The sequence below is a fragment of the Peptostreptococcus anaerobius VPI 4330 = DSM 2949 genome, assembly GCF_000381525.1.
Taxonomy (GTDB): domain Bacteria; phylum Bacillota; class Clostridia; order Peptostreptococcales; family Peptostreptococcaceae; genus Peptostreptococcus; species Peptostreptococcus anaerobius.
This window is the reverse complement of the sequence record NZ_KB906651.1, coordinates 1-10,718: the sequence shown is the minus strand read 5'-3', so window position 1 is coordinate 10,718 and position 10,718 is coordinate 1. Positions and strand designations below refer to the sequence as shown.

At 24.7% G+C, this 10,718-nt stretch carries 8 protein-coding genes and 1 pseudogene; all 9 read left to right on the top strand.

Annotation, left to right across the window (positions count from 1 at the left end; all coding sequences use genetic code 11):
• Positions 1–124 precede the first annotated feature (124 nt).
• Positions 125–415: pseudogene (locus F823_RS10970) on the top strand (IS30 family transposase); the annotation flags it as partial.
• A 223-nt stretch (positions 416–638) separates the two neighbouring features.
• A complete protein-coding gene (locus F823_RS0109710; RefSeq protein ID WP_019595707.1) occupies positions 639–1,634 on the top strand; it encodes a radical SAM/SPASM domain-containing protein in 996 nt (331 codons plus the stop codon).
• A gap of 11 nt (positions 1,635–1,645) precedes the next feature.
• A complete protein-coding gene (locus F823_RS0109705) occupies positions 1,646–2,866 on the top strand; it encodes a radical SAM/SPASM domain-containing protein (protein ID WP_002845866.1) in 1,221 nt (406 codons plus the stop codon).
• A 9-nt stretch (positions 2,867–2,875) separates the two neighbouring features.
• Positions 2,876–4,117: a radical SAM/SPASM domain-containing protein gene (locus F823_RS0109700; RefSeq protein ID WP_002845867.1), complete on the top strand. Its 1,242-nt coding sequence runs from the start codon at positions 2,876–2,878 to the stop codon at positions 4,115–4,117.
• Between the two features lie 12 nt (positions 4,118–4,129).
• Positions 4,130–6,625 (top strand): FtsX-like permease family protein, encoded by a 2,496-nt coding sequence (locus tag F823_RS0109695; protein WP_019595706.1) that lies wholly within the window; start codon positions 4,130–4,132, stop codon positions 6,623–6,625.
• A 62-nt stretch (positions 6,626–6,687) separates the two neighbouring features.
• On the top strand, positions 6,688–6,861 hold the full coding sequence (locus tag F823_RS11230) for a hypothetical protein (RefSeq protein ID WP_002845870.1): 174 nt from the start codon (positions 6,688–6,690) through the stop codon (positions 6,859–6,861).
• Positions 6,862–6,947: 86 nt separating this feature from the next.
• On the top strand, positions 6,948–7,940 hold the full coding sequence (locus F823_RS0109685) for a S8 family serine peptidase (protein ID WP_002845872.1): 993 nt from the start codon (positions 6,948–6,950) through the stop codon (positions 7,938–7,940).
• Between the two features lie 18 nt (positions 7,941–7,958).
• The gene (locus tag F823_RS0109680) at positions 7,959–8,639 is read left to right on the top strand and encodes an ABC transporter ATP-binding protein (protein ID WP_002845874.1); all 681 of its coding nucleotides are present in this window, start codon (positions 7,959–7,961) and stop codon (positions 8,637–8,639) included.
• Complete coding sequence (locus tag F823_RS0109675) at positions 8,620–10,350, top strand: ABC transporter ATP-binding protein (RefSeq protein ID WP_002845875.1); 1,731 nt, start codon at positions 8,620–8,622, stop codon at positions 10,348–10,350. Before F823_RS0109680 ends, F823_RS0109675 begins: the two co-directional genes overlap by 20 nt.
• The last annotated feature ends 368 nt before the right edge of the window (positions 10,351–10,718 follow it).

Here is a 10,718-nt window from a genome sequence, read left to right as displayed (position 1 = left end):
ATGCATATTTGTTGTATAATAGTTTCCATAGAGATTACACCACCTTTGTTTATTTTTTTGGTCAAATATATTTTAACACAAGAGGTTGTAATCTCTATTTTTTATTTCAAAAACTCCATACTTATTTTACACTATCACAAGTGACAATGGTTCAGAGTTTTCAGGACTAAGTGATATTGAATCACTCGTATCCACATACTTCTGTCATCCCTACTCTTCATTTGAAAGAGGTAGCAACGAAAGGCATAATGGTATATTGAGACAATTTATTCCTAAGGGTAGAAGTATAAATGACTTTAGTGAAGACGAAATCATGTATTATGTTGACCTAATAAATGCTAAGCCTAGTCTTGACATATATTTCAGGTCAAGTTCTGATATTTTGGCAGGAAGGACAAAAAAGTGTACAAATTGATATTGCAATTTTGGAAAATTGTAAATATTTATATAATTATAATTTATTTATATATTTTTGATATTAATTATAATAAAAAATATATTGTGCTTGAATATATAAGTAAAAATAATATAATTTAGTTAAGATAAAATTAAATATAGTATAGATTAATTAAAAAAATCTGTATAAAATCAATTAGTTAACATAATGAAATGTGAATATTTTTATAGAAAGGGAAAAAATGAATTTTAATATTTTAGTTACAAATAAATGCAATTTAAGTTGCAAATATTGTTATGAAAAAACAAAAAATGAATTTGACTTAAGTGTTGATATGGCAGATAAAATTATTTACTTTATAAAATGTGAAATTCATGAAAATAATCCTGATAAACTAAAAATAGTTTTCCATGGTGGAGAGCCTACATTAAATTTTGATATTATAAAATATATTATAAGCTCATTAGAAGATATAAAATTATTAAAAATTTATGAGATGACAAGTAATGGATTTTTAATAAATACTGATATTATAAAATATATATATGAAAAAAAAATAAACTTATCAATTAGCTTAGATGGAAGAGAGTTTGATAATGATTTAAATAGAGTTGATAAAAATGGAAAAGGTACATATAAGAGTGTAATCAAAAATATAGAATCACTGATTAAAATGAACGTTAACATAAGGTGCAGAATGACCGTTACTAAGTCAAATATACTAAATTTAGTGGAGAATATAAGTGAATTAATTAATAAAGGGATAAAAAATTTTGCAATAGCCTTAGATTTTTATGAAGATAAATGGAATCAAAATGATTATAATAGCCTGTTATTTTCTATAAAAAAGTTAAAAGAAAACTATAAAAATTCAGATATAAATATATCAATAATAGATGAATCATATTCTCTATCTGAAAAAAGTGATTGTTTAGGTGGAATTTCAAGCTTTACACTAGATTCTAATGGTGATATATATCCATGTTTATTTGCATTAAATAGTAAAAAATTTAAGTTAGGGAATTTGGATGAAAATACACTTGTTGAAATTAGAAAGAAAGGCAGAATTCTATGTAAAGAAAGGTATTCTATAAAAAGTTTTTGTGATGAATGTAAAGCAAAAAAAATTTGTGATGGAAATAGATGTAAAATATTAAGCTATATAGTGAAGGGAAGTTATGAATTTCCTATAGAATCATTATGTATTACAACAAGAGCTATTATTGATAGTATGTAAGGAGAACAAATATGGAAAAATATTTTATAGAAGACTTTGCTTATTTAGATTGCTGTGAAAAGGAAACAATAATTGCTAATAAAGCAAATGGAATGTGGATAAAAGTACCAAAAATATGTTACGAAATTATTAAACTTATGTCAGAAAATAATAAATATATAAGTTGTGGCATAGAATACTTTGAAAGGGAAGAAGATAAAAAGTATTTTCAAAATATAATAGAAAAGTTAGATCAAATTGGTGTTTTATCTGAGTATTTTGATGATAAATTATACTTTAGAAGAGTTGAAGTAATAACAATTTCTTTAACTAATAGATGTAATTTATACTGTGATTATTGTTGTACTAATGCAAGACATAATTATAAAGATTTACCTACGGATGACATTAAGAAGATAATAAAAAATATAATGAGTTTTGATCCAAAAAAAATAGTAATTACAGGCGGTGAGCCTATGATAAGAAAAGATTTTTTCGAAATAATAGAATATATAAGAAAAGACTATTCTGGAGAAATTCAATTGTTGACTAACGGAACTTATATTACTAGAGATAATATTAATTTGCTTAAAATGATTGATTCTATTTCAATTAGTATAGATGGATATAACAAAAAAATGGTTGACAAAATTAGAGGCAATGGCACTTTTGAAAAGGTAATTAATAGCATTAGTTTTCTACAAGAAATAAAATTTAAAAAAATTGCTCTTTCAATGGTTTTTGGTGAAAATGATAGGAATAAAATGAATAAATTTAAAGATTTTTGTGAAATAAGTAATGTGAAACCAGTGTATAGATTTTTCTCTAGGTTTGGCAGAGGAAAAAATTTAAATACATATATCAAAAATAGTAATATTTCTTTTTTTCCTTTAGTTTTATTTAATAAAAATGAATATATCGAACGGACATTGTGTTGTAATCCTGGAAATCTTAATTTATTTGTTAATTATGATGGAAATGTTTATCCATGTCAAAATTTGATTCATAAGAAATTTGAAATGTTTGATGCTTTAGATTTAAATCAAAGTATAGTTGAAAAAATAAAAGAAAGAAGTCATAGCGTATTTGATGAACTAGATAAAATTAATACAGCTTTAATTGAAAGATGTATAGATTGTAGGCATAAACTATTTTGTGGTTATTGTCTCGCTAATATTGATAATATGTTTAGTGATATTTCTACTTTAGAATCAACATGTAAATTAATAAGAAATAGTAAATTAGATATATAGGAGGCAGGAATGGAATTAGATAATATATTAATTGGCAGAATAAAAAATCATTATTATATTTATAATAAAAAGGAATTTTCCATATTTTTTATACCTAAGAATATTTATAAAATAATCGAACCATGCATAGACTATAATTCTCTAAAAATTGATATGCAAAAAATTTCTTGCGATTTACAGGAGTACGATACTGCAAGTCAAGAATATATCATTTCGTTTATTAAAGAAATAGAAAATAAATATTTTAAGGAAGATAAACCAAGTATTTATAAAAATAATATAAAATATGTTGATTTTATGCTAACAAACAAATGTAATCTTAACTGCATACATTGCTCAAGTAGATGCGATAACAATAATAAACAAAAATTGTCTAGTAGTAAAATTTATGAAGTTCTAGATAAATTATCAGATTCAAATTTAGAACAACTTGTGTTGACTGGAGGCGAACCTCTTATGGTTGATGAAATAGAAAAAATCTTAGAATATGCTAGAAATAAGTTAGTAGGAACTAGAATAATTTTATCAACAAATGGCACTTTAATTGATAAATATGTGGATTCTATTATCAGGAATATAGATATAGTAAATATAAGTATCGATGGATACAGTGAAGAAATGACAAAAAAAATTAGAGGAAAGGGCGTTTTTGAAAAAATATTAAATGGAATTAAGTTACTTCAAGATAGAGGTTTTACTAATATTAAGACTTCTATGGTATTGTTGGAAAATAATAAAAAAGAAATGGAAAAATTTATTAAGTTCAACAAAGATTTAAAAACTGAGTATATTTTCAGAATGTTATGTAATGTTGGAAGAGCTAAAGATAACAAAGAATATTTTAGGAAAAAAGATTTTTCGGGTTATCCAGTTGCTAACTACTTATTAACATCAGGAATAAGTGATAAGAAACAATTGAATATCAGAGCATGTAATGCATATAATAATAAGATCTATATTAATCATGATGGTAAAATTTATCCGTGTCCTTCGTTAAAAATTGAAGATTTTCAAATAGGTGATATAGTAGATGTTAATTTTACATTTAAGAATCTCCTAGATAAAATGAACAATATGAAAAATAGTTTTTTTAATATTGATAGTTTTTTTTCAAATAGCAAGTGTAAAATATGTAGTAACAAAATATTTTGTTGGACTTGCCCAGCGGACTTTATAATAGCTAGAAAAAATCATGATATTAACGAATTGTGTAATGTTATGAAAGAAAGAATTGAAAAACTTTTTATATAGGAGGAAGTAGTCGTGAGAAAACTAATTTTTAATTCTATTTTAAAAAATTATAAAGATAGTTTGCCAACTATAGTAATTATATCTTTTATGATATGTGTTGTTTTTTCTAGTTTGACTGCTCAATATAGTCAATCTTCTTATGTTAAAAAAATTATAGAAAATAACACAACCAAAGCGCAAGCCGAGTTTTTTGATGTAAATAAATCACAATTAAAATTAATAAAAGATGAAAAAAGTATAAAATCAATGAGTATAACTAAAAGCTATGGTAATGCCTATATAAAAAATAGAATTTCAGAAAATATACTAGAATTTAACGAGGAATACTTTGAAAATTTTAATCTTAGACTAGAAGATGGTAGAATGCCTATTAATCAAAATGAGATTATATTAGAAAAAAGTATACTACAAAAATATAATATTAAACTAAATGAAGTAATAAACATTAGAGGAAACAAAATAATTGAATCTAAAGAAGGAAAAAAAGAATATGTAAATTATAGTATAAAATCTAAAGTAGTAGGTGATTATGTTTATCCGAGCATAATAGAAAATTTATACAAATATCAAGATATATTTATAAGTAGTAATAATGAGTTTAATAAAATAATAAATAATGAAAATTTGAGTTATAACGGTACAATAATATATAAACCAGGAGTTAATCCAATTAGTAAATCTGCGGAGTTAAGTTATAATATAAATTCAAGTAGTGATCATATTGTGCCAAATAGTATGTATAATGATTTAAATGAGCAAATAGCAACATCTTCGACTTTTACTAATACAGATAAAGTTACAATATTAATTGCAGGAATCATTATATTGAATATCTCTATTTTAAACTCAATAGAGGCATCTAGAAGACAAGGTTTAATTCGATTACTAGGGTGCTCAAAGAAAAAAACAATATTAATAGAAATATTAAAAAGCCTTATAGTATATTTAGTATCATGTTTTCTAGCTTATATAGTGAGTATATTTATGAGCAAAATTTTAATTAACGAATTTGACTTTACTGGCTCTTTGATAAATTCAAGAAAAGCAAATTTATTATTAGATATAAAGTTATTTATTAAAGTTATATATCCACTTTTTATAATATATTTAGCTACAACAATATATTCGTGTAAAGGAATATTTTCTAAAACTCCAATAGAACAATACAATATAAGTAAAGATTATTCTAGTAGATTTATTAAAGAATTTAATATTAAAAAGCTAGAGAATAAAATTTTAATAAATAATATATTAAGTGAAAAGTTATTTGTCATATCGAATACAATAATATTAGCTTTTTCAGGATATATGTATCTAGTTAATTATTATAATAATAATGTTCCTGCGGGAGTTACTAATAATGAATTGGCTTTTTATGAAAAAGTAGATTTAAATATATATAGAGATCTTAATGTAAAAAAAGATATAGTAGCTCTTGAAGAATGTAAAATAAACAATCTATCTTCCTTAAATGGAATAAAAGAAATTTATAAGGTTCAACATGAAGATGGATATGAATATCTAAATACTAGTCAATTAACTACGAAATATAAACAACAACAGATGATAAAGGATAATGAAACAAAAGGACTACGTTTTAATGTATTATCTTTTGATAATAATGCGATGGGAAAATTTTTGGTTGATAATAAATTTATAAAGGATAATATAAAAATAAAATCTGGAAACGATATACCGAATGTACTAATTTATAATCAATTCTATTCTATAATAGACCATAAAAATCAAGACGTTATAAAAGGTTTAAAACAAGGTGATATTATAGAGGTATCTCTGCCATATTATGAGAAAAATGGTGATATGAAGTTTAAAGATCATAAAGTAAAAATAGCCGGATTCTTAAGTAAACAGTGGTATATATACTCGAATACGGAACAAACCATACCAGATATAATATTTTCAGATACAGATTTTGACAAACTAGTGGGAAGAAACACGACTGATAATATATATATTTCTTTAAGTAATAAAAAAAGTGTAGATACTGTAAAGAGTGAAATAGAGAAAAAAATTGGTAATAGAAATCCTTATATGGGAATAAAAACACAAAGTGAGGCGTTCAATGAAGCCAATAAGCTAGTGGATAGCTTTAAAGTAAGAAAAATTACAATATCATATTTCCTATTATTAATGTCTAGTGTAAATATTATTATAGGTTTGATTGTAAGTTTTATAAGAAATTATAATGTTTATAGCATATTTAATGCATTAGGAGGAAAAAGAAAGAAGATAAAGAAAATATATATATGTGAAATATTAGTATTAACAATTCCAGGAGTATTAGTCGGTATTTTGTATAGTACATTTGATGCATTTAGGTTTTATAAATTTTGGAAAGATAGAGCAATACTAAAGGGGTTAAATACTAGTATGTCATTTATGGTACCTTCCAAAAATATAATTTTATATGTTATGCTAGTTATTTTTTCGGGGATTATTGCATATTCATTTATAAATAAGATAATAAATTCTATTAAAGTAAAGTAAATACGATATTAAACATTGTGCACAGATAATTTAATATATTAAACTAAAAATAGGAGGAAATTATGTCAAATATCGTAAAAATAAAAAAAATAGACAACAAGGTTGAACTGAAAGATTTAAAGATAGAATCCGATCCATGCAAAATATTATATACTAAATATGGTATATTAAGAGGTGATGATTGTATGCATGATTGCAAAAAGGGTCATCCAGCAAATGGTTCTATAGCATATTAAAATAAACAGAATTGAAAATATAAATTAAAATAATAATATTGAGAGAGTGTGCATATCTCGATATTATTTTTTTACAGGAGTAAGTAATGAGAAAGATAAAAATAGCCGTGATTGACACGGGATGTTCGATTGAACTAATGGAAAATATGCGAAATATTTTATTTGACAAAGATTTACAATTAAGTGCTTATGAATCAAGCTTAAACTTATTAGAAGATTATATAGGGCACGGAACAATGTGTATAAAAAATATAATGAATATTTTAAAAAATTATGAAAATCTTGTAGATATTTATCCAATAAAAATATTTGACAATACAGGTGTAACGAGTTCTAAAAGGCTTATTGAAGTTTTGTACAAACTTACTAAAAAGGATATTGATATAATTAACATTTCACTTTCAACAACAGAGCAATCGATGAAGGATGAGTTTATAGAAGTATGTTCATTATTAGAAAGACAAGGGAAGTTGATTATAGTTTCAAAAACTTTAAAAGGAGATGATAATTCGTTGCTGTCAATACCTGCAACTCTTGAATCTACAATAGGAGTTGATGGATGTAAGTGTTTATCTGATGATGAATTTATTGTTAGAAAAGACAATAAGATTGAACTTGTATTTAATTCTAAAAAATATATATATATATTGAAAAATTCTATAAATGATTTTGGTCTTAATAGCAGGGCCACATCTTTAGCGACTGCATATATTACAAAATTAATTATAGATAAGAATTTAAACTTACCAACTAAAGAGTTAATAATAGATGAGTTACATAAGTATAGCATTGTTAAAAATATAAAAAAACATTATGTTAGAAAAAAACTGAAGAATACCGATTTAGTAATACTAATGAGCATTTTTAATATATTAAAAAAAATGGATATAAATGTTACAGTATATGAACTTATTTATGAGGAAAAACTATTTTCGGTATTTTATTATGATAATATTGAATTGCTAAATTTAATAAAAAAAGTGAATCATGAATTTCAGATTAAAATATATTTAAATAAATATTCGACGGAAGAAATTTGTAATATATTTCATTTAATTGATATTATTAAAAAGTTATAGACTGTCAAGGAGAAAATAATGAAAATTTTGACTATAAAAAATATAAAAAAATATTATGGGAAAAAAGGTAATGTAGTTAGAGCTGTTAATGGAATATCATTAGAAATAGAAAATAGCAAGTTTACAGCTATAGTTGGTACAAGTGGATCTGGAAAAAGTACTTTACTACATTGTTTAGCTGGATTAGATAAGCCAACTGATGGTGAGGTTATATTGGGCGGAAAGAATATATATAGTTTAAATGATGATGAATTATCAAAAATAAGAAGGCAAGAGTTTGGCTTTATATTTCAAAGTTTTAACCTTATACCTGTGCTTAATGTATACGATAATATAATATTACCAATTCAGTTAGATGGAAAAAAAGAAGATAAAAAATTTATAATGAATATAATAAAAAAGGTTGGATTAGAAGATCAACTTAAAAAATTTCCTAATGAATTATCAGGTGGTCAGCAGCAAAGAGTGGCAATAGCAAGAGCTTTGTCAAATAAACCTGCTGTAATATTTGCTGATGAGCCAACAGGAAACTTAGATAGTAAGACTACAGAAGAAGTGATGAGCCTTTTAAGAAGTACTGTTAGTGAATTAAATCAAACTCTAGTTATGATAACTCATGATCAGAGTATTGCAAAACAAGCTGATAGAGTTATTACAATAAGTGATGGAAAAATAATAAATGATGAAAGAAAAAAATAAAAATATTTGCAAATTTATTAAATATATATATATAAATAATAAAAATAAGATAATATTCTCTGGAATATTTGTGATAATAGTAACGGTAATAGATTTGTATTTACCACTTCTTCTTAAAAAAATTGTAGACGAAGGTATTATAGAAAAAAAATTGTCCACTCTACTAAAGTTTGTGCTAATTTATCTTTGTATTCAACTGCTATCAATTTTTATTGAGTTTATACTAGGTTATATTTATTCAATAATGAGAAATTCTGTTGCAATAAAAATTAGAGTGAAAATACTTAAGCATATATCTCTTTTATCTGGCAACTACTATACTAATAAAAAAACAGGAAATATACTTTCAATTGTTCAATCAGATATAGACACTATAGAAAGTATAGATGCTGAATTAGCTTTTTCATTGATAAAAAACTTTATAATTGCTATTGCAGCCCTATATTTTATGATAAGCATGCAATATGACCTATTTTTGATAGTAATATTTTTGCAAGTAGTTTTAATACTATTACAAAGAATTTTTACTAAGCTTATACATGAAAATATAACCTTAATAAGAAAGGAATATGGAGAAATAACTCATCTTATACAAGAATATGTACTCAATATAATGAATATAGTTATATCAAAATCAAGAAGGTTTTTCATTTCTGATTATATAAAAAAAGATAGAAGTATTATAAACAAAAATATAAAAACAGATTTACTATATAGTGGAAATATAACAGTTGCTATGACAATAAATTCCATTATAACAATGATATTATATGGATACGGAGGATATAAAATTATAAATGGAAATTTAACGTTAGGATCGCTACTAGCTTTTCAAAGCTATAGTACAATGTTATTAGGTCCATGCATTAGTATAGTAAATGCTAATAACAGAATTCAGCAAGCAAAAGTATCAATAGATAGAGTATATTCTTTATTAGATGAAAAAAGTGATATTGCAAATACTAAAGATTCTTTTATTCTAAAAAAAGGAAATATAGAAAAAATTGAATTTAATAACGTAAATTTTAGTTATACAACAGAATCTAATATATTAAAAAATATTGATTTAAGATTTGTTAAAGGTGAAATATCAGCGTTGGTAGGAAGTAGTGGTTGTGGAAAATCTACAATTATAAACCTATTATTTAGACTCTGGGATATTGACTCAGGAGCCATACTTATTGATGGAATCAATATCAAAAATATTAATTTAAATTCATTAAGAAAAAATATATCTGTGGTAACACAAGATAGTTTAATTTTTGATACAACTATTAAAGAAAATATTTGTCTAGGAAGATCTGTATCAGAAGAAGAATTAAGTTTAGTATGTGAAAAAATAGGACTTTTAGAATATATCTCAAGTTTAAAAGATGGTATTGATACGAAAATTGGTGAAAGAGGAGTAAAAATATCCGGAGGTCAAAAACAAAGGATTACAATAGCAAGAAGTATACTTAGTGATAGTGATATTATAATTTTGGATGAAGCTACATCAGCATTAGATAACATATCTCAAAAACAGATAATTAATAATTTAAAAGAACATTTTAAAAATAAAATTGTAATAGTAATTGCCCATAGGTTATCAACAATTAAAGATGTTGATAATATTTATGTTTTAGATAATGGAATAGTAGTTGGATATGGTAATCATCAAACTTTGCTAATAAGTTCTAACTCTTATAGAAATTTGTATTACAATGAATGATATTATAATAAAAGGGTGTGACTAAAAATTACACCCTTTTTATTAGGTATGACGGGCATGCCGTCAGTCTGTGGTGAAAGTCCACGTAGGGCGTAGTTGCCGACGAACCTCATAGCAACTTGCAAGGTTATCACCGTGAGGTGATGGCGAGAAGAAGCAATAGCAAAATCGTAGCCTGACGTACAGAAACCTAATATAAAGGCTTACATAAAGGATGAGTGGGCTCAAAGTCACGAAGTCCAAAAGGCAAACGTAACTTATGTAAGTAAATTAGGCAGGTAGACGAGGAAAGACTGACGACTTATCCCGTGAGGTCTCACAGAGGGAAAACCTAGTAACAACGAACTGTGAGAAGTCAGCAGAAGCCA

What these genes read in the sequence shown, in the direction of transcription:
- F823_RS0109710 (WP_019595707.1), top strand. Translation starts at nt 639, where the DNA reads ATGAATTTTAATATTTTAGTTACAAATAAATGCAATTTAAGTTGCAAA.
- F823_RS0109705 (WP_002845866.1), top strand. Translation starts at nt 1,646, where the DNA reads ATGGAAAAATATTTTATAGAAGACTTTGCTTATTTAGATTGCTGTGAA.
- F823_RS0109700 (WP_002845867.1), top strand. Translation starts at nt 2,876, where the DNA reads ATGGAATTAGATAATATATTAATTGGCAGAATAAAAAATCATTATTAT.
- F823_RS11230 (WP_002845870.1), top strand. Translation starts at nt 6,688, where the DNA reads ATGTCAAATATCGTAAAAATAAAAAAAATAGACAACAAGGTTGAACTG.
- F823_RS0109685 (WP_002845872.1), top strand. Translation starts at nt 6,948, where the DNA reads ATGAGAAAGATAAAAATAGCCGTGATTGACACGGGATGTTCGATTGAA.
- F823_RS0109680 (WP_002845874.1), top strand. Translation starts at nt 7,959, where the DNA reads ATGAAAATTTTGACTATAAAAAATATAAAAAAATATTATGGGAAAAAA.
- F823_RS0109675 (WP_002845875.1), top strand. Translation starts at nt 8,620, where the DNA reads ATGATGAAAGAAAAAAATAAAAATATTTGCAAATTTATTAAATATATA.